Annotated in this window: 20 protein-coding genes; 11 read left to right on the top strand and 9 right to left on the bottom strand. The window is 57.5% G+C overall.

The features are described 5' to 3' along the window. Window positions 1–267: 267 nt before the first annotated feature. From Poly24_RS09495 to Poly24_RS09475, 5 genes are all read left to right on the top strand, one after another. Complete coding sequence (locus tag Poly24_RS09495) at window positions 268–2,268, top strand: ABC transporter ATP-binding protein (protein WP_145093835.1); 2,001 nt, start codon at window positions 268–270, stop codon at window positions 2,266–2,268. Window positions 2,269–2,440: 172 nt separating this feature from the next. Further along, a complete protein-coding gene (locus tag Poly24_RS09490) occupies window positions 2,441–4,630 on the top strand; it encodes a sulfatase-like hydrolase/transferase (protein WP_145093831.1) in 2,190 nt (729 codons plus the stop codon). Between the two features lie 232 nt (window positions 4,631–4,862). Beyond that, a complete protein-coding gene (locus Poly24_RS09485) occupies window positions 4,863–5,621 on the top strand; it encodes an ABC transporter ATP-binding protein (RefSeq protein WP_145093828.1) in 759 nt (252 codons plus the stop codon). Continuing rightward, complete coding sequence (locus Poly24_RS09480; RefSeq protein WP_145093825.1) at window positions 5,618–7,861, top strand: ABC transporter permease subunit/CPBP intramembrane protease; 2,244 nt, start codon at window positions 5,618–5,620, stop codon at window positions 7,859–7,861. The genes Poly24_RS09485 and Poly24_RS09480 overlap by 4 nt, the downstream gene beginning before the upstream one ends. 186 nt (window positions 7,862–8,047) lie before the next feature. Continuing rightward, window positions 8,048–8,356 (top strand): hypothetical protein, encoded by a 309-nt coding sequence (locus Poly24_RS09475; RefSeq protein WP_145093821.1) that lies wholly within the window; start codon window positions 8,048–8,050, stop codon window positions 8,354–8,356. A gap of 84 nt (window positions 8,357–8,440) precedes the next feature. Here Poly24_RS09475 and Poly24_RS09470 read toward each other — a convergent pair whose 3' ends face one another. From Poly24_RS09470 to Poly24_RS09455, 4 genes are read right to left on the bottom strand one after another with little or no spacing between them, the layout of a single operon-like run. Then, window positions 8,441–9,409: a GDP-L-fucose synthase family protein gene (locus Poly24_RS09470; protein WP_145093818.1), complete on the bottom strand. Its 969-nt coding sequence runs from the start codon at window positions 9,407–9,409 to the stop codon at window positions 8,441–8,443. Continuing rightward, on the bottom strand, window positions 9,406–10,689 hold the full coding sequence (locus Poly24_RS09465; protein ID WP_145093815.1) for a glycosyltransferase family 4 protein: 1,284 nt from the start codon (window positions 10,687–10,689) through the stop codon (window positions 9,406–9,408). Before Poly24_RS09465 ends, Poly24_RS09470 begins: the two co-directional genes overlap by 4 nt. Next, a complete protein-coding gene (locus tag Poly24_RS09460; RefSeq protein ID WP_145093811.1) occupies window positions 10,686–11,417 on the bottom strand; it encodes a YdcF family protein in 732 nt (243 codons plus the stop codon). Before Poly24_RS09460 ends, Poly24_RS09465 begins: the two co-directional genes overlap by 4 nt. Next, on the bottom strand, window positions 11,417–12,148 hold the full coding sequence (locus Poly24_RS09455) for a hypothetical protein (protein ID WP_145093808.1): 732 nt from the start codon (window positions 12,146–12,148) through the stop codon (window positions 11,417–11,419). Before Poly24_RS09455 ends, Poly24_RS09460 begins: the two co-directional genes overlap by 1 nt. Window positions 12,149–12,395: 247 nt before the next feature. Here Poly24_RS09455 and Poly24_RS09450 point away from each other — a divergent pair, with 247 nt between their 5' ends. From Poly24_RS09450 to Poly24_RS09430, 5 genes are all read left to right on the top strand, one after another. Further along, entirely contained in the window at window positions 12,396–13,181 is a 786-nt protein-coding gene (locus Poly24_RS09450; protein ID WP_145093805.1) for an SDR family NAD(P)-dependent oxidoreductase, read from the top strand. 197 nt (window positions 13,182–13,378) lie between these two features. Next, window positions 13,379–14,068 (top strand): class I SAM-dependent methyltransferase, encoded by a 690-nt coding sequence (locus tag Poly24_RS09445; RefSeq protein ID WP_145093802.1) that lies wholly within the window; start codon window positions 13,379–13,381, stop codon window positions 14,066–14,068. Then, a complete protein-coding gene (locus Poly24_RS09440) occupies window positions 14,065–14,859 on the top strand; it encodes a thymidylate synthase (RefSeq protein ID WP_145093799.1) in 795 nt (264 codons plus the stop codon). The genes Poly24_RS09445 and Poly24_RS09440 overlap by 4 nt, the downstream gene beginning before the upstream one ends. 49 nt (window positions 14,860–14,908) lie before the next feature. Continuing rightward, a complete protein-coding gene (locus Poly24_RS09435; protein ID WP_145093796.1) occupies window positions 14,909–15,793 on the top strand; it encodes a phytanoyl-CoA dioxygenase family protein in 885 nt (294 codons plus the stop codon). 210 nt (window positions 15,794–16,003) lie between these two features. Beyond that, window positions 16,004–16,954: a hypothetical protein gene (locus tag Poly24_RS09430; RefSeq protein ID WP_231753550.1), complete on the top strand. Its 951-nt coding sequence runs from the start codon at window positions 16,004–16,006 to the stop codon at window positions 16,952–16,954. Between the two features lie 16 nt (window positions 16,955–16,970). Here the strand turns inward: Poly24_RS09430 and Poly24_RS09425 are convergent, their stop codons facing one another. Continuing rightward, window positions 16,971–17,495, bottom strand: a complete 525-nt coding sequence (locus Poly24_RS09425; RefSeq protein ID WP_145093793.1) for a gamma carbonic anhydrase family protein — start codon at window positions 17,493–17,495, stop codon at window positions 16,971–16,973. A 219-nt stretch (window positions 17,496–17,714) separates the two neighbouring features. Between Poly24_RS09425 and Poly24_RS09420 the strand changes: the two genes are divergently transcribed. Continuing rightward, a complete protein-coding gene (locus Poly24_RS09420) occupies window positions 17,715–19,355 on the top strand; it encodes an alpha/beta hydrolase (protein ID WP_145093790.1) in 1,641 nt (546 codons plus the stop codon). A 34-nt stretch (window positions 19,356–19,389) separates the two neighbouring features. Here Poly24_RS09420 and Poly24_RS09415 read toward each other — a convergent pair whose 3' ends face one another. The 4 genes from Poly24_RS09415 to Poly24_RS09400 form a co-directional block, all read right to left on the bottom strand. Continuing rightward, window positions 19,390–19,953 carry an elongation factor P gene (locus tag Poly24_RS09415; protein WP_145093786.1) on the bottom strand — a complete coding sequence of 188 codons (564 nt, stop codon included), beginning with the start codon at window positions 19,951–19,953 and terminating at the stop codon, window positions 19,390–19,392. An 81-nt stretch (window positions 19,954–20,034) separates the two neighbouring features. Next, window positions 20,035–20,277, bottom strand: a complete 243-nt coding sequence (locus Poly24_RS09410; protein ID WP_145093783.1) for a hypothetical protein — start codon at window positions 20,275–20,277, stop codon at window positions 20,035–20,037. An 88-nt stretch (window positions 20,278–20,365) separates the two neighbouring features. Next, entirely contained in the window at window positions 20,366–21,181 is an 816-nt protein-coding gene (gene proC, locus Poly24_RS09405) for a pyrroline-5-carboxylate reductase (protein WP_145093780.1), read from the bottom strand. 109 nt (window positions 21,182–21,290) lie between these two features. Next, the gene (locus Poly24_RS09400) at window positions 21,291–23,456 is read right to left on the bottom strand and encodes a LamG-like jellyroll fold domain-containing protein (protein WP_145093777.1); all 2,166 of its coding nucleotides are present in this window, start codon (window positions 23,454–23,456) and stop codon (window positions 21,291–21,293) included. Between the last annotated feature and the right edge of the window lie 349 nt (window positions 23,457–23,805).

Raw genomic sequence — 23,805 nt, 5'->3', positions numbered from 1 at the left:
CGATGGATCCGGCCGGCGTGCGCTGCGGCCATGGGAAGGTTCGGCTTAGGGCGGTCCAACGGACCGCCGAGCAACCTTCAAGATTCCTCGGGGGCCCCGATCGCTACAAGCCCCACAATCGTTCCGGCAGACAAAACTGCCATCGCTAGCAAAAACGTTGCGACTGAAGATTTCCCTTGCGTCAAACGATAAGCATTCCTACGATTGCGTCCGTTGCGTCATTGGATTCCTGTTTTTTCTCTCGCGATCAAGGACGGTCGCTTATCCATGCGAAATTTTTGCCGCATCCTGCGGATCTCATTTCGGCAACGTTTGGCGATCGCTGGCGTTGTCCTATCGTCGGCCTTTGTCGCTTTGTTGTGGGGTTTGAACATCGGAACGTTGTATCCGATGATCGAAATCGTCTTCGAGGGGGATGGTGTCTCCAGCTACGTCGAGAAAGAACAGGCCAAGCTCGTCACCGAGATCAGCCAGATTCAGGCCGACCTTCAGCAACTCGCTGATGAACGCGGGCTAGCGACGACCGATGAAGAACGCACTCGGATCGATAGTGTGATCCTATGGAACGAATCGAAGCTTGCCGTTGAAAACCGCAAGTCCGAGGCGCTGGCTTGGGCTGCTCCTTTAGCCGCGAAGTATTTGCCGAACCGGCCGTTTCAAGTGTTGGTCATGTTGATCGTGGTGCTGATGGTGGGCACGGCGATCAAGTTAGTTGCCCTGACGGCCAACTTGATGTTGGTCCAGGAGGTCTCTGAACGCACCTGCATGGACGTACGGAACATGCTGTTTCGCCAATCGTTGCGTTTGGATTTAAACAGCTTTGGCGACAACGGCTCCAGCGGTTTGACCGCGCGATTGACCAATGACGTTGGAAACTTAGCCACGGGGATCAACGTCCTGTTTGGACGCACGATTCGGGAGCCGATGAAGATGATCGTTTGTGTCGCGGGTGCGGCGATTGTCTGCTGGCGGTTGTTGCTCTTGATCATGGTCATCGCCCCGGTGATGGGTTGGGTGATCTCGATGCTCAGCAAATCGATCCGCCGCGCGAGCCGCCGCGTGATGGAGGAGATGACCCAGATGTACAGCGTGCTGACCGAAGCGTTCGCGGGCATCAAAGTGGTGAAAGCCTATAACACGCAAGGTTTTGAACGGGCCCGTTTCGCCCGCTCCGCTCAACTTTGTTACAGCAAGTCGATGAAGGCCTCTTGGTATCATTCGTTGACGCGTCCGGCGACCGAAATGTTGGGGATGGCGATGATCGCATTGGCGATTATCGCTGGCGGATATTTGGTTCTCAACCAAAAGACCCACTTGCTGGGAATTCGCATGACCTATACCGAATTAGGTTTCGCGGAGGTCCTGCTGTTTTTCGCCTTCTTGATCGGAACGACCGACCCGGCTCGGAAATTGACCGACGTATGGAGCGTCCTACAACGTGGGATCGCGGCGGCCGACCGGATCTATGAAATTCTGGATCAACCGATTCGTGTCGTCGATCCCGCACAGCCGGTGACGCTGCAAGGACGCCATCAAAAGATTGCCTTCAACGACATCAAGTTCTCTTATCCATCGGGACCGCTGACGCTAAATGGCTTGAATTTGGAGATCCACCAAGGTGAAAACATCGCCATCGTGGGACCGAACGGTTCGGGTAAAAGCACGCTGATCAATCTGTTGTGCCGGTTCTACGATCCACAGGGCGGCAGCGTCACAATTGACGACGTGCCGGTCAGTCAGCTGCGGCTTCGCGATCTGCGACGCCGGATCGGCTTGGTTACTCAACGCACATTCCTGTTCGAAGACACGATTCTTAACAACATTCGCTACGGATCTCCTGGTGCCACCGAACAGCAGGTGATCGAGGCTGCCGAGCGTGCCCATGCTGACGAGTTCATCATGAGCAAGATGCCCGACGGCTATCAGACGCTGTTGGGCTGCGGAAGCATGCACCTTAGCGGTGGACAGATGCAGCGGATTGCTTTGGCTCGGGCAATTTTGCGAGATCCTGAGATTTTGATCCTCGACGAAGCGACAAGCCAGATCGACTTGGAAAGCGAAGCCTTGATCCACGACGTATTGGCTGATTTCTTGAAAGATCGTACCGGGATCATGATCACCCACCGTCCCACGACTTTGGAACTGGCCGATCGAATCGCGATCATTGAACAGGGGGAACTGTCGGAAATCGGCACCCATCATCAATTGATCGGGAATAACGCCTTCTACAGCAGTTTGGTCGGTAACGAAATCAGCAAAGCCGCATAGTCTCCTTCGCTGTGCCTTCTGGCTGCGGCAACGCGCATCGGCAGCAAACTTCAGTTAAACTCGATTCACTCTTTCGGTCCCGGCCGACGCAGTGGGCGTCGCCATCGAGCGATTTCGTTCGTTGGATCGATGGAGTCCCCCACTCCCAACGAATCGAAGCTGACGGACTGCCATGAAAAACTTGCTGCTACTGGCTGCGCTAACGCTGCTCTCCCTGAGTCGACTCGGCGCCGCCGATCCTCCCAATATCGTCTTCTTCTTCGCTGACGACCAAACCAGCAGTTCGATCGGCTGCTACGGAAACGAAGTCGCGCAAACTCCGAACATCGACGCGCTGGCGGCTCGTGGGACGCGCTTTGAAAACGCGTTTGTTAGTCATTCGATCTGCTGGGTCAGCCGAACAACGGTGCTGACCGGACTGACAGGCCGCAGCTATGGCACCGCCGCAAACCCTGAACTGGCCCGTCCCGACGCGGTCGAAACACTCTATTCCGACATCCTGCGATCCAACGGGTACCGCACGGGATTCTATGGAAAATGGCATGCCAAGATGCCGGCTGGATTTCGCAACGCGGATCACTTCGACGAATTTGAAGCGATCTCAAGGAATCCTTATTACAAGCCACAGCCCGACGGCAGTCTTCGCCATGAGACCGACCTGATTGTCGATCGCGGAATCGAATTCATCAAGAACCAACCGGCTGGCAAACCGTTTGCATTGAACCTCTGGTTCAATGCATGTCACGCCGAGGATAGCGATCGCCGGCCGGGGATTGGTGCCTTTCCGTGGCCACAATCGGTCGACGGCAAATTTGACGACACAGTGCTCGCGCCGCCACGCTTGAACGACCCCGCGATCTTCGACGCGTTACCCGATTTTTTACGAACGACGATCAACCGAGAACGCTTCTTCTGGCGTTGGAATACCGACGCGAAGTACCAAACGAATATCCGCGCCTACTATCGGATGGCCAGCGGAATCGATCACGCGGTCGGGCGTTTCATGGCTGAATTGGAAGCTGCCGGCTTGGCCGACAACACGATCATCGTGTACACCGCCGACAACGGCTACCACATGGGCAATCGAGGACTCGCCGGAAAATGGTCGCACTTTGAGGAATCGCTTCGCGTTCCGTTGATCGTTGCCGATCCGCGTGTCGCGGAACCACGACGCGGTCAGGTAAGCGACGCGATCGCGTTGAACCTGGACCTGCCAGCGACCTTCCTTGATTGGGCTGGAGTGGAAATTCCGAAGCGTTATCAGGGCCACAGTTTGCAACCGATCGTTGCCGATCAACCGCCCGCGAACTGGCGAACCGAGAGTTTTCACGAACACTTCGCTGTCCGCAATCGCATCCCCGCGTTTGAAGGCGTCCGCAACGCCGACTTCAAGTACGTCCGCTACTTCGATCACCACAACCATGAATTTTTGCACGATCTTCAAACCGATCCCGACGAACTCACGAATCTTGCGAACGATCCCAAGCACGCCGAAACGTTAGCCGCGATGCGAGCCCGCACGACCGCACGTGTCGCGGAACTTGGCGGACCGTTGGATCCGTTGAAAGCCCCGTTCGTGGCGTCGACGGTTCCCTATCCTGAAGCGTCCGCAGCGGTGGGGGCACGTGTTGACAGCGAGGGCTTCGTCCACGTGTTTGACGGCAAAACGCTGCGTCATTGGTCGGGCGATCCCAAATATTGGTCGGTGAAGGAGGGGGCGCTGACGGGTGTCACCGATGGCTCGCTGAAGATGAACCGCTTCCTGACTTGGGAGGATTCGACGATCCGCAACTTCGACCTGCGGGTGAAAGTTAAAGTCACCGCCGGAGGCAACAGTGGCATTCAATACCGCGGCACCTCGCGCCCCGATCTCGGGCTGGATATCGTGACCGGATACCAGTGCGACGTGGTCGCCAACGTACCGAAGTACAACGGCATGCTGTACGAAGAACGGGGCCGACGAATTTTATCGCATACTGGCGAACAGGTGGTCATCGCCCCCGATGGGCAACCTTGGATCGTCGGCACGATGCCGGTCAAAGAATTCGCGGCCGATCAGTGGCACGATTATCGCGTTCTGGTCCGTGGCAATCATCACGAACATTGGATCGACGGTCACCAAACCGCCGACCTGATCGATCTCGATGAAAATGGCCGCGCATTGGAAGGAGTGCTTGCAGTTCAGGTGCATGTCGGACCGGCGATGAAGATCCAATACAAGGATTTCAAGATTAAGCACTTGCCCGATGACTTACCGTTGCAGACTGCGGAGACCGTCAAGATTCCCGAAGATGCGCAAGGCGTCCGCCCACAAGGACGTCTGCCCAAGGATTGGAAACCGCCGGTCTATGGCGATCGCTGATTCGCAGCTCTGTTTTCCATTGGCAAACCACGGCGACGTGTGCCAATGGCTGCCAAGTCGTGTGAGGCTGAAACCCGGCCAGCAGGTCTGGTTTCAGCCCCCCCTCAGCCCGTTTGTAAAAAATTGCTCAAATTGGGTGGGGGCGATTTCCGCGGCTGCCTTCGATAGTCTAAAATCGCGGCACCCTCGCCTGGAAGCGAGCGACCTCATCTCAAAATATGATCGACGCGATTTGATTTCAGCAAATCATTTAACGAAGCGTTTTAACAACGGCAACCAACAGGTGACCGCCGTCGAGGATCTCTCCTTCGATGTGCAACCGGGGCACGTTTTTGGATTGCTGGGGCCCAACGGGGCCGGCAAGACGACGACGCTGCGTATGGTCTTAGGCCTGATCGAACCCACCTCCGGCGACGCGCAAATCCATGGCTTTCAGGTCAGTCGCGACGCGGACGAAGTCAAACGACGGATCGGTTTCGTTTCGGCAAGCGTGGGCGTTTACCCTTGGCTAACACCGCGCGAAGTGCTGCATTTTGTCGGCGAACTGTACGGAGTGCGTCACCAGGTTGCGAGCCAGCGGATCGAGAAACTCTCCGAATTATTGGGCCTCCGCGAAATCCTCGATCGTCGGTGCGCTGTCCTTAGCACGGGCCAACAGCAACGCATGAACCTGGCCCGCGCGCTCGTGCACGATCCACCAGTGATGTTGATGGATGAACCGACGCGGGGATTGGACATCGTGGGCAGCCAGGTCGTCTTCGACTACATCGTCCATCTGCGGAGCGTCGGCAAAGCGGTGATTGTTTGCACGCACCGCTTGGACGAAGCCGAGCGGTTTTGCGATTCATTCGGCCTGTTGAACCACGGCAAGTTGTGCCAACACGGCAGCTTGCAAGACCTGCAATCGCGAACCGGCCGAACAACTTTAACTCAAATGTTTGTGGATCTTCTGGCGGCTGATTCCACGCAGCCCATGGAGCAGACGACGTGAATTTGCCAGCCGACGACGATCGCGAACGCGACACCCCTCGCGAGTCCGCGGAAGGTGCTGTGGAGAACGAACTCCGTTCCCGTCCCATGTCGATCCGGACCTCCCGTCTGGCTCAAAAAGAGCTTCGCGAAATTCTGCGCGACCGCCGCACGATCATGACGCTGATCTTGATGCCGTTGTTGGTCTATCCCTTGTTGGGTGTCACGGTTCAAAAATTCTTGCTCAACAGCCTGAAGCAGCAACAAACAACCGTGTATGACATCGGCGTTGCTAACGAACCCGACGGTCATTTTTTGTTGAACCTGTTGCATCAAGGCAAGCTGCTGCTGGATGAACAACAGCCTAAGTCCGAAAAAACGAATCGGTCCGATCCGATTGAGTCGCTGATGGGGGGCAATGGCGACGAGCCGGTCGATCTGAACATCATCCAACCCTTTGAACCGTCTGGCACGCGGGAGCAATTGCAGCGTTTGATCGCGGATCAGATTTTGCAGGTCGGTGTATTGGTTCAGTGGAGCGGTGCCGAGGCCGACCCACGCAAGCAGGCGCGTTTCGAATTGATCTACGACAAACGACTTGCCTCCGCGCGATCGGCTCGCGACGAATTAGTTCGCCGATTACAAGCGGTCAATGACACCTGGACACGTCAGGTGTTGCAACAAGCGAAGATTGCCGACGACATCCCCGCACCGTATACCGAACACTACATCGTCTCCAAGACGCAATCGTTTTCGATGGTCACGTTTGTCCCGTTGATGTTGGTCTTGATGACGATCACCGGTGCCGTTTATCCCGCGATCGATCTGACGGCGGGGGAACGGGAACGGGGAACGATGGAGATTTTGATCGCTGCGCCCGTTCCGCGCATCTCACTGCTGATCGGAAAATTTGTCGCGGTCTTAGTTGTCGCCATGCTGACCGCGGTCGTCAATTTGATCGCGATGTTGATCACGGTTTATACGCTGGGGATCGACGGGATGATCTTTGGCGACGGTGGCGTTTCGGTTGTTGTGGTCTTGCAAATCCTGATGTTATTGCTTGTCTTCGCCGCCTTTTTTTCAGCGATGATGCTGGGGCTGACGAGCTTCGCCCGGTCGTTTAAAGAGGCTCAAGCGTATCTGATTCCGCTGATGCTTGTCGCCCTGGCGCCAGGGATGTTGAGCTTGATGCCGGAATTGAAATTAAACGCGACACTGGCGCTCGTTCCGCTGGTTAATATCGTCTTGGCGGGACGCGATCTGCTGCAAGGGACGTTGGTACCGGCGATGTTCGCGATCACGTTGATCTCGACGTCTTTGTATGGACTGCTGGCATTGACACTCGCGGCGCGGGTGTTTGGAACCGATTCAATCCTCTACGGCAGCGATGGTTCATGGGCCGATCTGTTCCGCCGTCCGACAACACCTCGTTCGGCACCGTCGATGCCTGCGGCGATGTTCTGTTTGGCGGTGCTGTTCCCCTGTTTCATCGTGATCGGCGGGATGTCGTCGCGGATCGAAGGATCGATGAGTGCCAAACTGGTCGCCAACGCAATGGTTACGGTGTTGTTGTTTGTAGGTTTGCCGTGGCTATTTGCTCGATTCAATCACGTCCGGATGACAGCGGCTTTCTTTTTGAAAGTGCCTCGCTGGCCAGCGTTCCTCGCCGCCGTGCTGCTGGGCTGTTCGGTCTGGACGATGGCGTATGAGCTGGAGATCCTGACGCTTTCGGCCGACCGCATCGAACTGCTGAAAAAGATCTTTGAAGCGATGAAATTTGATTTCGCCGCTATCCCATGGCCGGTCAAGTTGTTGACGCTTGCCGCGGTGCCAGCGATCTGTGAGGAGTTTTTCTTTCGTGGTTTCCTGCTCAGCGGATTCCTCCGCAACGGCAAGCCCTGGGTCGCCATCGTCGCCACCGCCGGGCTCTTTGGACTGTTTCACGTGATCGTCCGCGATTCGTTGCTCTTCGAGCGTTTCTTGCCAAGTTCGCTGATGGGGTTGGTGTTGGGATTCGTTTGTTATCGGACCGGGAGTCTCTATCCTGGAATCGTGCTGCATGCGTTGCACAACGGAATCTTGGTTTCGATGAGCCATTTTGAGAAGAAGCTTCTTGAACTTGGCATCGGTGTCGAATCGCAGAGCCATCTGCCGTTGTTGGTGATGGGAGCGGCGGTTCTGATGATCGTTGCCGGGGCAGCAACTTTAGCCCGGTCTCCGTCGCGCCGCGTTGCGGTCGACCCGCAGCCAGCGGCGGGATAGGTTGAGGATTCCGCGTCCGCCGCTCTGGCCCGACGCTACCTACCCCCAAGCCCCCAGATTGGCGATACACTTGAAGCGTCTGCGTGCTACAATTGCGACCAGCAACGGTATCAGTTAGTGCACCGTGGAATGCGAGGCGAGGCTTTATTGACCTCAGCTTTCGCTGTCTTTCCCAATATTTTAAGCATGATTCGTCATCAAACGATTAAATCAAAATGGTGTCGTCGCTGTCGCGACATGACGCCCCACGAGGTGTACGAAATCATCCCTCCGTGGTTGTTTTGGTCGGCGTTGGTGGCCTCCTTGGGAATCGCCTATCCAATGCTGATGTCGATTCAACATCGATCGACGAATCAATGCACGCACTGCGACGCCCGCAACAACGGACGCTACTTCGCCAAGAAACGGCATAAGCGACCCTCCGATTCGCAAAATAGCGAAACTCACCGGCGAACCAAACGGCGGCGGCGGCGCGTCGTCTCCAGCGAGAGCTAGCGTGCGCCAACAAGTTCGCTCAGCTTGCTGCCAGTTGTCGCGAACGACGGATCGTGGGGCACCTTCATTTCGGATCGACGTCCGCTAAGCTTGCCGCATCGTGCTTTCGGCACACTCTTTTAAGAAGCTCGTATAGGTTTGCCGAAGCCCTTGATCGAGTTCAACTTGGTGCCGCCATCCAAGCTTATGAATTCGCGTGACGTCGGTCACCTTGCGAGGTGTCCCATCGGGTTTCGTAGGATCGGTTTTGATTTCGCCTTCAAACCCAACCACCGCGGCGATTTTTTTTGCCAACTCAAGAATCGTTAAATCTTCCCCGGTGCCAACGTTGACCCAGTCGGGCGGTTCGACGGCGGTGATTAGATGCATCACAGCGGCTGCAAGATCATCGACATATAAAAACTCGCGACGCGGCGAACCGCTTCCCCAGATCGTCACGCTGTCGGTACCCTCCTCTTTCGCTTCGTGAAACCGACGAAGCAGTGCCGGCAAGACGTGACTGTTTTCGGGGTGATAGTTGTCGCCGGGTCCATATAGGTTGGTCGGCATCGCGGAATGAAACATCACGCCGTATTGCTGACGGTAGTACTGACACAGCTTCAAGCCGGCGATCTTTGCGATCGCATAGGCTTCGTTGGTCGATTCCAGAGGTCCCGACAAAAGCGCCGATTCCACCAGCGGTTGCGCCGCGTCGCGAGGGTAGATACAGGTGCTTCCCAGAAACAACAACCGTCGGACACCGTGCCGATATGCCGATTCGATGCAGTTGACTGCGATCTTCAAATTGTCGGACATGAACTGGACAGGGTATTGGCTGTTCGCAAAAATGCCGCCCACCTTTGCCGCGGCAACAACGACCGCATCGGGACGGTTCTCGGCATAGTACGCGTCAACAGCTTCCGCATCGCAGAGGTCCACGACTTCGCGTCCAGCGGTCAGCAGTTCGATCGAGGGATCGGTCGCGACGTTTCGACAGATCGCGTCCCCCACCATGCCTCGGTGGCCTGCGACAAACAGTCGATGGATCGGCGGATTCGTGGAGTTTGCGTTCATTGCGATTCCAAATGCGTGGCAATAGTCGAGGGCGTTGGATGATCGAAGTTCGCGAATTGACATACCGAATTCAGCACATCGGCGAATTGCTGACAGGCTATTTTACGATCGTATCGGGTCTGTGCCAGAGTACGTGCGTTTTGTCCACTGGCTGCCAATTCGTCGGGATGTTCGACGCACCAGCGAACGTAGTCAACGATCTGTGCCACGTCGCCCGGCGGAACCGCGCAACCGATGCGATGGGAACGAATCTCGCGGGCGATGGAAAAGGTTTCCGGGGCGATCGCCAGCACCGGAGTTCCCGAGGCGAGGATGCCGTACAGTTTGCTGGGGGCCAAGCACCCACGAATATTGGCATCCATCGAAACGACGTGTAAATCGGCTGCGGTCAAGCTCTCCGTCAGACGTTCGATCGGTTGATATTCGATGAACCGAACGTGTTGAGCCCCACGTTCGGCTGCATAACGTTGCAGCGCGGCTTTCCGAGCGCCGTCGCCGACCAGCGCGACCACCGCATGGTCGGGCCAGTTGGGATGACACGCCGCATTGATCAAGACTTCTAACCGTTGGCTCATCCCCATATTGCCCGAGTGCATCACGACAAAGCGGTCGTCCAAATCGTGGGCAACGCGAAACGGATTGGCTGCTGCCAGCGGCCGAATCGCTTCGGTGTCGACCCAGTTGGGAACGATCGAGAACTTTTCTCGCGGCAATCCCCAGCCGACCAAGCGATCGCGCATGTCGTCGTCGAGCACCACGATCCGGTCGGCTTGGCGATAGGCGGCCAGCAGTCGTTGCCGGATCTGCCGAGTGATTGTCCCCTCTTTGATCACGCCCAACCCGATCGCGATATCGGGATAGACGTCTTGCGTGTAGACGATAAATTTTGCCCCCATCTTCCGTGCGATCGGAGCAGCCACGATTGGCAGAAAAAAGGGATCGGATTCGCTGACGATCACATCAAAGGCTTTCGACGCCGCGCCGCGGCGGCCCCAACGGCGGGCTTGCCAAGTGAAGGACAGGAGGTTGATCAAGCGACCAATCTTCGACCGTTTGGGCAACGTCGTGTGAGGCAGTCGATCGATCGTGACGCCGTCGCGTTTCTGCTGACCGCGTCGAACAAACGCCTCACCGCTAAGGTTCTTGTTCGGTTGGCCCGCCACGACGGTGATGTCCCATTCGGGCGACAGCGAACCACACAACTGTTCCAACAATTGCCCCGTCGCTTCGATGTCGGGCCAGTAGCAGCGATTCAGAAATGCGATGCGGGGACGACTCATGCGAGGTCTGCGGCCTGAGATTGTGGGGTAAGAACGTATCGCCGACGACGCATCAGCAGCAGCACGACCATCACGATAGCCGCTAGAACGATCGCGACCGCCGTCACGCGTTGCATCGTCGTAGAATACTTCACGATGTAATAAACCAATTTCAGATATTCGGCCAGGATCATTTCCAGCCCTTGCGGAGATTCCCACCAAGTGTCCCACAAAAACGCGTCTGACGGAGTCCCCACGAAACAGAACTGGTCCAGCTTGTCGCCGTAGAGGTTGGCTGCCGCCCAACGCGCCCGCCGCGTGTGGAAACGGTTTGTCACGATCGCGATGGTTGCTTCGGGTTCGTTGTCAAAGATCGAATCGATCAACTGCAAATCGCTGTACGTCGTGCGACTCTCCCCGTCCAGGAACAACATTCGATCGTCAGCGATACCGCGTTTTTGCAAGATCCGCTGCGTCACCACATGCGTCGGCAGACTCAGCCCTTCATCGACAGCACTGGAGTCCGGGTTGCGAAGGATCGCCGTTTTGGCGGCGAGACCTTCGCGCAAGATCACCACGGCGGCAAAGGTTCGCGTTTCCGGGCCGCCGGGCAATACAACGACATAGTCGGCCGGGAAGTGGGGATCGGTCGCATCCAAGACGTTGGCGAATTCGCGCAATAGGTAAGCGTGGCTGGCCCAAAGCAGTCCAATCAACAGTAGCAGCAGTAAACCAACGCGGCGGACCATTAAGAGGCTCCCACTGGCGAGAGTTCGGTCGGTGGCAGCGGCTCCGATTCGGTCGGTTTTAGATCAACGCCCAACGATTGCAACCGCTGGCGAAACGCCTCTTCGTATTCCTGTGGACTTAGGTCGTCCGCGATGGGAATGCCCTCCGGAGACAACCAACCCCAAAATCGTCCAATCGCTTTTCCATAAAAAGCCTTCCAACCGGTCGTGGACCGCCACCATCGATCGACGGGATATTCGATCGGCTGCAGCGGCTTGATCTTCACACGGCCCGCCACTTCCACACTCAGTTCGCCGTCGATTTGACGTCGTAATCCGCCACTCGACAACGCATCGGACAACATGCAGACGACGGCCTCAGGATTCCGATCCAACCAGTCACCAAGAAACTGAATGCGTTCGCGACGATCGCGCGCTCGTCCCGAAACGCGAATCCATTGGTCGGGCTCCGCTCCCAGGTCGGCCAGCAGCCGGGGCAACAGGTCGTCAGAGGCGGGGACGGCACCGCATTGAACCGATCGCGGGGCCCAGACTTCAGGTAGCAGGATCACGATTCCGTCGTGCGACATCTCCATCGCGGTTTCCAACATACGGTCGCCCCCCATCATATAAACATGCGTGGTGGCGACGTCATCGATGAGATCGTTGCTTAGGAATCCACGGGTGACCGCCGACAACAGAGGCTCGTGAAGCAAACCCGCCGAGACCAATGTGATGACCGCGAAAATCAACCATTTTCGTCGTCCCGGCAAATCAAAACCCTTTCAATTGTGTACGCTGTGCGGTGCCACGTAATGACAACGCGGCAGAAGTCGGCAAAAAACGCAACCGCCCTCGCGACAGCCGTCATGGCGTTCGGACTTTTTCCGCTTCAAACGCCTGCGGTTTGCGATTGCTCATCCTAATTACTACCTCTCGCAACGCCAATCGCCAAACCGGTACCGCGGGAAATCCCCGCTTCAACAAGGAATTGATGTGATGGTTCGATGGCGTCCGGCGGATGCGACCACAATCGTGACGGGAGCGTCCAGCGGAATCGGCAGGGAACTCGCCGCGCAACTGGCCCGTCGTGGAGCCACCATTGTCGCGGTGGCTCGCCGAGCCGAGCGGCTACAACAGTTACAAGCGGATGCCGCAGCCGCCCCTGGCGCAATCATTCCGATGGCGGGGGATCTTACCGACCCGACGTTTCGCCAGCAGATCATCGATCGAGTTCAATCGATTTCGCCGCGCCTAGATCTATTGGTCAACAACGCGGGGATCGGGGGGATCGGTCCGTTTGCCGAGGCAACACCGCAGCGTTTGCGGCAGATCATGGAAGTCAATTTCTTCGCCCCCGTGGAACTGACTCGTCTCGCATTGCCGATGCTCCGCGTCGCCAGCCACCCGGTGATTTGCAATATCAGTAGCGTCCTGGGGCATCGTGGTGTGCCGGGAAAAAGTGAATATTGTGCCAGCAAATTTGCGATCCACGGGTGGAGCGACGCGCTGCGCGCCGAACTGGCTTCGTCCGCCATCCAGGTCACGCTGGTCAGCCCCAGCACGACAGCGAGCGAATTTTTTGACGTCGCAATCGAAACCGAATCGGCTCAATCGCAACACCGCCGCAGCGCGATGAGCCCCGCCTCAGTGGCTCGGCAAGCGATTCGGGCCATCGAAAAACGCCGCGACGAAATTGTGCTCAGCCCCGGCGGCAAGCTGCTGGTCTACCTCGACCGCTGCTGTCCCTGGCTCGCCAATCGCTTGATCGCTCGATTCGGGTGACCGGTCCGCAACACCCGCCGGAGGCAGCGCGCGGGTTCCCATCCCACGCGTTTCCTCGCACCGCCGACCGCCACGGTGCGGCTGACGAATCGCCGCGGCATCTGATATCATGATCGGCGGACGACCGACGTCGCGGTTTGAATCCGTCCTCAATACTCCCTAAGAAAAGCCCTCCAAACCTGCCTTCCAGAAAATCCATGCTGCCACGCACGCTCGAACCCGAATCGATGGACGACCCGGCCGAAGCGGCCAGCTACGACGACATGAACCATTCGTCGGTCAACCTTCGATTTGTCGACGATCTGTTGGCGGGGGGATCGATCGGCAATGACATCTTGGATCTGGGGACCGGCACGGCACAGATTCCGATTCTGTTATGCGAACGGATGCCTGAAATTCGGATCATGGCACTCGACGCGGCCGCCAGCATGTTGGAACTGGCGATCTACAACATCGAGATCGCCAGCGCCGTCGAACGCATCCAGTTGATGCAGGGTGACGCCAAAGCGATGGATGATTTTGAAGACGAGATGTTCGATTGCGTGATGTGCAACAGCCTGATCCATCATCTGCCCGAGCCGCAGCCGACGTTTGCCGAGATCTTTCGATTGACAGCGATTGACGGACGGATTTTTGTCCGTGATCTCTGCCGCCCCGAATCGGCGGATGCGGTGGAAGCCTTGGTTGCACAATATGCCGGCGGCGAATCGGAAGTTGCTCAACAATTGTTTCGCCAATCGCTGCACGCCGCACTGACATTGAACGAAGTTAAACAGATGGTTGTCGCCGCCGGACTGCCCGCCGATGCGGTGCGGATGACGAGCGACCGGCATTGGACGTTGGACGTTCGTAAGACAGCCGCTCCCCCGGAAGAGACTGCATCGTGAAGACCTATCTCGATTTGCTGAACCAAATCATCGAACACGGCACCGATCGTCCCGACCGTACGGGAACCGGCACGCGCAGCCAATTCGGAGCGCAGATGCGGTTTGACCTGTCGGCCGGCTTTCCGTTGTTGACGACCAAACGACTGCATCTACGGTCCATCTTGTACGAATTGTTGTGGTTTTTGCGTGGCGATACCAACATCGCCTGGCTCAAAGAGCATGGCGTTTCGATCTGGGACGAATGGGCCGACGAAAACGGCGATCTGGGACCGGTCTATGGCCATCAATGGCGCAGCTGGCCAACACCCGACGGCGGAACCATTGATCAGATTGCGGAAGTCGAATCGCAGATCCGCAACAATCCCAACTCGCGTCGCTTGATCGTTTCGGCTTGGAACGTCGCCGAAGTTAACCACATGGCGCTGCCACCGTGCCATTGCCTGTTTCAATTTTACGTCGCCGACGGCCGGCTCAGCTGTCAATTATATCAACGCAGCGCCGACTTCTTCCTTGGCGTTCCCTTCAACATCGCCAGCTATGCGCTGCTGACGATGATGATGGCCCGAGTGACCGGGTTGCAAGTTGGCGACTTTGTCCACACCCTGGGCGATGTGCACCTGTATCACAATCATTTTGAGCAGGCGCGGTTGCAATTAAGCCGTGAGCCGCGACCGCTGCCAACGATGCAGATCAGCGGTCAGCAGATAAGTCTGCTCGACTTTAAATTTGAAGACTTCGAATTGATCGGTTACGATCCGCATCCGCACATCAAGGCAGCCGTGGCGGTTTAACGCTTTGTGATCGATTCTCCCTCCCGTCATTCAAACCCTTGGGCACAACATGGCGACCGATTATTCGACTTGTCACGAACCGACAAGCGATCGATTCCCACGACTTACGTCGGCGATCGGGCAGGCCGATTTCCGGTTAACCGACGAACAGATCGCTCACTATCACGAGTTCGGTTATCTAGCGGGTGTCCGAATTCTCGACGACGCGCAGATCGAACTTTTGCGCAGCGAACTGGCGGAACTGACGCAGCCCGATCACGAAGGCCGCGAACTGTGGTATGAATACAACAGCAATGAATCGGCCGATCCCGATTTGGTGTTGTTCCACGCTTTGGGAGCTTGGCGAACGCGGCCCGGTTTTCACGATATGTTGTGGAATCCTGCGTTTACGGTCGCGGCCAGTCAATTGCTCGATGGAGCGGTTCGATTCTGGCACGATCAGCTCTTTTGCAAGCCCGCAAATCATGGCGGCGTTGTCGCCTGGCATCAAGATTATTCGTACTGGACGCGCACCCAACCCATGGCGCATTTGACCTGTTGGATTGGTTTGGATGATGCCACCGCCGACAACGGTTGCTTGCAGTATGTACCCGGCAGCCATCGCTGGCCGCTGTTGCCGATCACCGGATTGGCGGGCGACATGCAGGCGATCGCGGAAGTGCTCAGCGAAGGACAGATGCAGCAGTTGCAAAATCCCACGGCGATAGAACTGAAGGCCGGAGAGTGCGCGTTCCATCATCCTTTGATGGTGCATGGATCGTTTGCCAACCGAACCGACCGCCCTCGTCGCGCGGTGGTCTTAAATGTGGTTCGCGACGGCGTCTGTTCGGCGGATGACAAACCGCTGCTGGACGGAACCGATCCGGTCGCCGCGGGGCAACCGCTCGCAGGCCGCTTCTTCCCGCTGTTGTACGACGGTGGGAATGCGAGCTGATTTTTGTCGAAGCCTTGGCGGTACGTTCGTGTTCGCTGCGTTGAATATTACGAAACTCAAGCGAGCTTTCGCGTGAGCCAATGCCCTGCGTTCGCTTTACGTTCCCCTTGTCACGGCCTATCTTTAAAGTACAGGCGATGTGCGACTGCGGAATCGACGCAGTTGGCTGCTTTGGGCCTGATCGCACCTGACTATCGGAGGAAGAAGGAAATGCACGCGTTGCAATCTTGGTTCAAGACCATGCTGTTGGCCATGGGGCTGATCGTTATGGCGCTGGTTGGGGCGGTTAGTGCGTTTGCACAGTCGGCAGTCGCTCCGATCGAAACCACGGAAGCGGAAAAGGGAGCCACCGCGAAAAAGGCGACCAGCGAGTACCTGCGAATCACCAAGCTGGACAATGGTCGTCCCGATGCGATGGAGACCTCAATCGTTCGTTTTGAGGGCCTTCCGGGCAGTAAATACGCCGGTCGAATCGTTGATCTGATTGGCGTCGTGCACATTGGACAAAAGGAATATTACGAACAATTGAACCAGCGATTCGCCGATTACGATCGAGTGCTCTACGAATTGGTCGCGCCCGAAGGGACAACGGTCAGCAAAGAGCAAGCGGGCGAAGTCCGTGGACCGTTGGGAGCGATGCAGTTGGGAATGAAGGACATTTTGAATCTCGACTTCCAGCTGGAGCATATCGACTACCACGCGAAGAACTTCCGTCACGCCGACATGAGTCCCGAAGAGTTTGCCGCCGACATGGCCGACCGGGGCGATAGCATCATGAAAATGGTCTTTCGGATGTTGGGCTCGGGCATGGCGACTCAAGCCGCCGCCGAACCGGCCGCTTCGGATACCGCGCTGTTGTTCGCGTTGTTCGCTCCCGATCGATCCCGCCGCATGAAACAGATCATGGCGGCTCAATTCGAGGACATGGAGATCGCCACCGCCGCGATGGCCGATGCCACCGGCAAGAGCACGATCATCACCGAACGCAACGCCAAGGCAATGAGTGTGTTGGCCGATGAGCTTCAACAGGGAAGCCAAAAGGTCGCCGTCTTTTATGGTGCCGGCCACTTGCCAGACATGGCCGATCGGTTGCGGAACGAATTCCAAATGAAGAAGACCCAAACCGAATGGTTTCAAGCGTGGGATCTGCAAAAGAATTGAAGCCCTGCCTGGGAAACTAATCCAGCCGAACGAGGTTCTCGCGATAGTCGCGGCCTCGCTTCACGTAGCGTTCGGCCGTCGTCGCTAAGTTCTCGATCTCTTCGGCGGTCAATTCGCGGACCCAGCGAGCGGGTGCTCCAAGGATCAGCGAGTTCTCTGGAAACGTTTTGCCTTCGGTGATCAAAGCGCCCGCGCCAACCAATGAATTGCGTCCGATCACGGCGCGGTTGAGCACGATCGCCTGCATTCCGATTAGCGCGCCGTCGCCGATCGTGCATCCGTGCAATGTCGCTTGGTGTCCGATCGTGACTCCTTCGCCCACGGTCAACGGACAGCCGGGATCGGTGTGCATCACGGTTCCATCCTGAACGCTGCTTCGCGCTCCGATGTCGATCAATTCGATATCGCCACGCAACACAGCGCCGGGCCAAACGGTCGCCTCGGCGCCAATCGCAACCCGACCGATCAACGTCGCCTCCTGAGCAACAAAACAGTCGGGGGCCAGGGTGGGGATGCGGTCGCCAAGTCGATAGATCGCCATGATAGGAAGGTTCCCAAAGCTGAAAGTTCGTGATGAAGCGTCGATGTGTTGGCGATTGTACAGTAGCCGCTCAGAACGGGGACCAGTGCAAAGCGGGCGCGTCGCGATAGCAAAAAGAACGGTGCCCCACTGAATTTGCCGTCGACCTCTCCCTCGCTAGGTTGCTATACGGGAGTGACACCGTCTTGCATCCGATTCGCTCCCAGGGAACTTCTTCCGATGTTGCTCACTCACAACTTCCCGCAGACCACCGGGCCCCGAGCGCTCACCCTCGCGCTGCTTGGATTGATTGCGATCGCCAGCGGATGCTCCGACCGCGTGGCGGAGGAGTCGACGCTGCGGTACGAAAACTACGAGAATCAACCGGCGTCATCGTCCCCTCCGCCCGCGTTGGCCGAAGCGCAACCTGCCCCCCCACAGCCATCGATGGCATCAAAGCAACCGAAGTTCGCGCCAGCCGAGTCGCCGGCGATGCCGATGCCACCACAAGCAACGCTGCCTCAAGCGATGCCCGCTCCCGGTCCAGCCCCCAAAGCGGCCAACGCAACCGTCGCCCCGCCCCAAGCTTTGGAATACTCCGTCGCTGCGGAGCCGACCGCTCACGAACCGAACGCTCACCTTCAGCGTCTGCCCGCGGGCGCGGAGCATGATGCCGAAGCGGGCTTTGCGACCGTGGAGGTCTTCTATGCGACCGATCGCATGCGGACCGAAGTCCCTTTGTCGTCGTACCAGCTCAGTGGGCAAAAATCTGCATTTATGATGTTCGCGGGATTCGCGATCGTGCTGGCGCTCTACGGGATGATGAAATGGATCACTGGAAGCCCGCGGGTCGGAATTGCCGCGATGGTCGCTTCATGTTTTGTTGGTGTCTTGGCCAGCGGATGGATCGCGTTGGGGCAAGCGAATATCGAAAAGCATGGCGTCACCTACAATGGGGATCGCGGGACGTTGGTTCGCGGGATTTGCGAGGTCACCGTTCCCGACACGCATCAGCGTGGGATGGTCGAACGCCCCAGCCTGTTGCGATTTGAACTGCGCGAAGATCAGACGCAGCACATGGTTTTGACAAGCGCCACCGAGCTAGCAGCGGCTGATTTTCAACAGCGTCTTGCCGATCGTGTTGCCAGCGCCCCCGAGGGAGATCTGTTGGTCTTCATTCACGGCTACAACGTCGACTTCGAATCGGCCGTCCAAAGGACCGCACAGATCGCTGTCGATCTTCCCTTTGAAGGCGTTCCGGTCTGTTACAGTTGGCCTAGCCAAGCGTCGTTGGTGGGTTACACCGTCGACGAGAACAACTCCGAATGGACGATCGCACACCTGAAAGAATTCCTGCTGGAATTGGTTCACCAAAGCGGTGCCAAGAGCGTGAATGTCGTAGCCCATAGCATGGGCAATCGTCCCATGACCGCAGTGATGCAGCAGATCGGTTGGGAGATGGAAGCGGAGACCACGCCGTTTGATCGGATCGTGTTAGCCGCCCCCGATGTCGATGCCGATCGATTCCGTCGCGACCTAGCACCGTCGCTGTTGAAGGTCGCCAACCAAGTCACACTGTATGCGTCCAGCGACGACCAGGCGTTGATCGCCAGCAAGAAGGTCCACGGGCATCCGCGGGCCGGAGAGAGTGGCGATCAAATCGTTGTGGTGCCCGGAATCGAAACGATCGACGTCAGCGGTATCGATCTGAGCCTGCTGGGACACAGCTACTATGGCGACAACGAAACGATGCTTCGCGATCTTTACGAACTCGTTCGCCAACGCCTCCCCGCCACACAACGCGCGATGCTGATCGCTCGGCAGGCGGGAGACCTAATGTATTGGCAACTGGCCCAACAGGAAAATTCACTGGTACGTTGACACGTGCCGGCAACCGCTGCGAACCGACATCTTTCTAAGCTCTCGACAAGAAATCGCCCGTTCGAGAGTCGACCTTGATCCGTTCGCCTTCCTTGATGTATTCGGGCACTTGAACCACCAAGCCGGTCTCCAACGTGGCCGGTTTGTTGCGCGACGTCGCCGAATTGCCTTTGACGGCCGGATCGCACTGCGTGATGTTCATTTCGATCGACGACGGCAGATCCAATCCCACGCACGCATCGTTGTAGATCAGAGCGCGGATTCCTTCGAGCCCTTCGGCCAAATACAACAATTGCTCGCCAACGTCTTCCAAATCCATGGCGTATTGATTGTAGTTCTCCGTATCCATGAGGTGGATCTGTTCGGAGTCACGGTACATCACCTGGACTTCGCGTTTGTGGAAGTCAGCCATATCGAGTGAGTCGGTTCCCTTAAGGGTCAAGTCGACCTTTTGGCGGGTAACGAGATTGCGGCCGCGAAACTTGTAAAGCGTTGCCGCACCACGCGCCGACGGCGACTGCACCTGAACAGCGAGCATCAACAAAGGGTCGCCATTGTGAACGACCACCGTACCGGTTTTGATTTCTTTTGCCTGCATGGGCTGCTTATTCAGTTGAAAGAGGGTCTTGGGACGAGAGTGTCGATCGCGAGCGGAAGGGCTGCGCGATCGGGGGGCCATCTACCAGGGGCTATCTTCTTCGCCGGGGTCGACTCCGTCGCGGGAACCGTTGATCGATTCGAGCACGCTGTCGCGTTCGGCTCGCGAAGCCCAGACCGATTCGTCCAATTCCAAGCGGACTTCGTATTGACCTTCGCGGGTGCAGTCCTCTTCGCCACAAAAGTGCGGCGTGTCAGCGACCCACATGATCCGATACAACGGAACGTGCTTGTCGTCGATCAAAATGGTGATCGAATTATTCATGGCTTTAACACTCCCAAAACATGAATATCGCGTAACCCCGTGGGGTTCAGCAAGACGCCATCATCGGTTGCGCGAGAAAAATTTGAACTCAGTTTTTGCCGAGCTCTTCGCTCCGCCGCGTGGCGGTTTCGACAGCGGAAATCATTGTGTTTCGCAACCCTCCCCGCTCCAATGCGGCGATTCCGGCGATCGTTGTCCCACCGGGACTTGCCACGGCGTCTTTCAGTTCTCCCGGATGCGTACCGGTCTGCTGGACTAACTTGGCGGTCCCCAGCACCGTCTGGGTCGCCAGCTGCATCGACAGCTCGCGAGGCAAGCCGGACAAGACGCCTCCGTCGGCCAGAGCTTCGATGATCATGCAGACAAACGCCGGGCCGCTGCCGCTGAGTCCCGTGACCGCGTCCATCGCTTTATCGTCCACGCGAAAGGCCTTGCCGACCGACGACAGCATCCCATCGACAAAAGCTGCGTCTTCGCTGCTGACATCGTCGCCACAGCAGTAGGCGCTGGCGCCGGCTCCGACCAGCGAAGGTGTATTAGGCATCACGCGGATGACGCGGCTACTGCCGAACTGACGGACCAACGCGTCCAACGGAATCCCCGCAGCGACCGAAATCAGCAGCGATTTGCGGGCGGTACGTTTCAATTCGCTGACAGCCGCCAAAACGACTCTCGGCTTGATCGCCAACAGGACGACATCGGCCCCTTCGACAGCTGACTTGCTGTCCGGCGTGACGGTCGCCTGAGGGACGTTCTGTTTCCACCAAGCCTGCGAAACGGGATTATGGTCCCCCACCGTTACCCGGTCCGCCGTCGTGAAACCTGCATCGATCATTCCTTGGACCAACGCCCGCCCCATCTTGCCGCCACCAATCAATGCCAGTTGCGGTTTGGTATTTTCCATGGATCGTGATCTTTTAAGAGAGTGCAAGTAGGTCGCGGACCGGTACATTCCAGGACGCGCCTATAGCGTACCGGTTCATCGGCAACCGACTCAACACCCCTTGATCCAGCTACTCGATCGGTTCAACCAACAGCGTTTCGAGCTGCGACTGGTCGAGCGCCCGATCAAAGATCGCAACCTCGTCGATTCGGCCTTCGAAATTCGAATCGTCGTCGCTGCGCCCGCCGATGAAGAGTTCGCCCACTTGAGAAACTCCCGTCGCCGAAGCGGTGGTTTCGATCTCAGGCTGCTTCGATCCGTTCAAATAGACCTGCACCTTGTCGCCGCTGCGAGTCATCACGACATGATTCCAGCTCCAACGCTCAAGCGTCGTCTGCCCCGTCACCGGCGGGTTGTTGCCGTTGACGAAGATCAACTTGCCCGGTGTGGTTGCCGTGCCGCCGATTCCAAGATGGTCCCCAACCGGGCTTGCTTGATAGGGGCGATCGCGAGAAACGAACCACCCGGTGGTCTCGCGACCATCATTGGGCATCCCATTCCAAATCCACATCGCCACGCTGTAATCCGATTGTCCGATCGGCAGACGTGTTTGTAATCGTCCGCCAGCCAAGTGGATCGCGCGGTTAATCTCATCCGCTTCGCAAACCCCCGGCTGGGCGGGCCCTTCGAGAAACAACGCATAGCCGGGCGAGACGCTGGCGTCGCGGTGATGCTTCGAACTGTCGATCGCGATCGATCCGCCCATCTGATCCAGTCGGTAAAAAGCATAGGGATCCGCAGCCTGGATCGCCTGGGTCCGCTTCCCCACGCTTTGCACAAACGGACGTCGCGGCTTGCCAGCTAATTGTTCCAATAACTGCAGATTCGCCTCGGCAATCTTCGGCTCCGCCTGAACCTCCAATCCGGCCGATCGCGCAGCCCAGGTGTTGTAGCCGCCCAAGTGATGCTGTTCGGGCGGCGGAATGTAACCGTCGCCACCGTTGGCCAATTCGATAACCATCTGTTTGGCGAATGGACTTTGCAGTTTCAACTTCAACCCGGTCAACGCGTATGTCTCGTTAGGCGTCGTCGAAATCCCGATATCACCGATCCGGATCCCTTGAACCACCACGTCGGTCGATTGCAGTTCGTGCAAGATCACCTGTTCACGGGCATACACCTGTTCGATGTTCTTAGGCAATTCGCCCTCCATCGATTCGACGATCTGTTGAGCCCATTGCAAGCGTTGGGCATCGGGAAGACGGTACATCAGCGGCAAGCGGGCTTCGGCCATCGCGATCGAATCGACCGGATGATGCTCAATTTTCTCGAACGCGCCGTAGATAAGGTCCAACAATTCGGTGGTGTAGGTTTCCAGCGTCGGGTTGTAGTTCCCATCGGGCCCGGCGGTGTAATCGCGTCGCCAGATGTCACCACTGCAACCGTGCGACAACATCGCTACCATCGATGGTGTCGCCGTGTCTTGTGGTTTGGAGTTGTCCGGATTGGCCGGCTGTTGCGATTGCGTGACACGATCTTGGAACGCATTGCACAGCAGTCCAAAGTAGTCGGCACTGATTTGAGAATCGCCAAAATAGTGCATTGAAAAGTTTGCTAACACCGCGATCGGTTCTCCTTCAGGAGAAGCAAACGAGATCATCGAGACCTCAGGATCTTCGGGCCCCGATGGTCCGGTGACGTTCTCGGGAACGCGAGCGGAGTGCATGTTGGCGCGGACCGTGGGGTTGCCGAAAGGATCGTCGTCGACGCGGTCGGGACGACGAATCCAGCGACGCAACGCGGTGAATTTATCGGCGTTCACGGTGGTCCAGCCGACATGCGCGGGGGCGAGCTTGGCTTCCGCCGTGGCAATCGCTTCGGCTAACTTTTCCCGCAGATAGGGAACGTAGCGTGGATCGGCGTCGGTTCCCAAAGCTCCCATCGCCGATGGCGCCGTATGGGTGTGGGTGGCGGAGATCAGCATGTGATCGGGCTTGATCTTCGTTCGTTGGGCGGCCAACGCTTTGGCATCGTCCAATAGGAAAAGAGGCATCATGCAGCTGTCGACGACCACGATCGCGAGCCGCTGTTTGCCATCATCGACGACAATCGCGCGGGCGTTGATCGGCGTTTTAACTTGATCGACCGTTCGCGACAAAATCCCACCGTTGACAATTACCGGCATGTCGGGGGGAGTCACATCGACGACGACGGCACCCACACGAAGTTCCGCCGCAACCGGTGGGGCCAACAGTAGCGTACAAAGGGCAAGCGCGAACACAGAAAGTGGTCTCATGGGATTCCCGAAGCGTCGGAGGGGGAGGGGAGGGCAAAAGGTAGGAGAACTGTGGGCCCGTTTTACCCATGCGATGCGGCCAATGCAACCAATTTTCCGCAAGGCAGTCCACGATGTGGGTGCGATGAGCAGCGGCGCGAAGCGTGGGACGCGCGTTCGGATTGCGAAGTCAGCGTTCCGGTGATGTCTTCGGCGGACTTAATGCTTGCCGAATGGACGTTAACGTGGATGCTAAAGAGATTCATTCGCCGCAAGTGGGCGGGGTTCGCCGGGTGGGATCGGGCGGTCGTGGAAGCGCCGCCGATCTTTGGGCCGCATCCCACGACGAAATCTTTCCTGCAAAAGGCGT

Source organism: Rosistilla carotiformis (assembly GCF_007753095.1).
Classification (GTDB): domain Bacteria; phylum Planctomycetota; class Planctomycetia; order Pirellulales; family Pirellulaceae; genus Rosistilla; species Rosistilla carotiformis.
The sequence above is the reverse complement of the archived record's forward strand: the minus strand, read 5'-3'. Positions and strand labels throughout refer to the sequence as shown.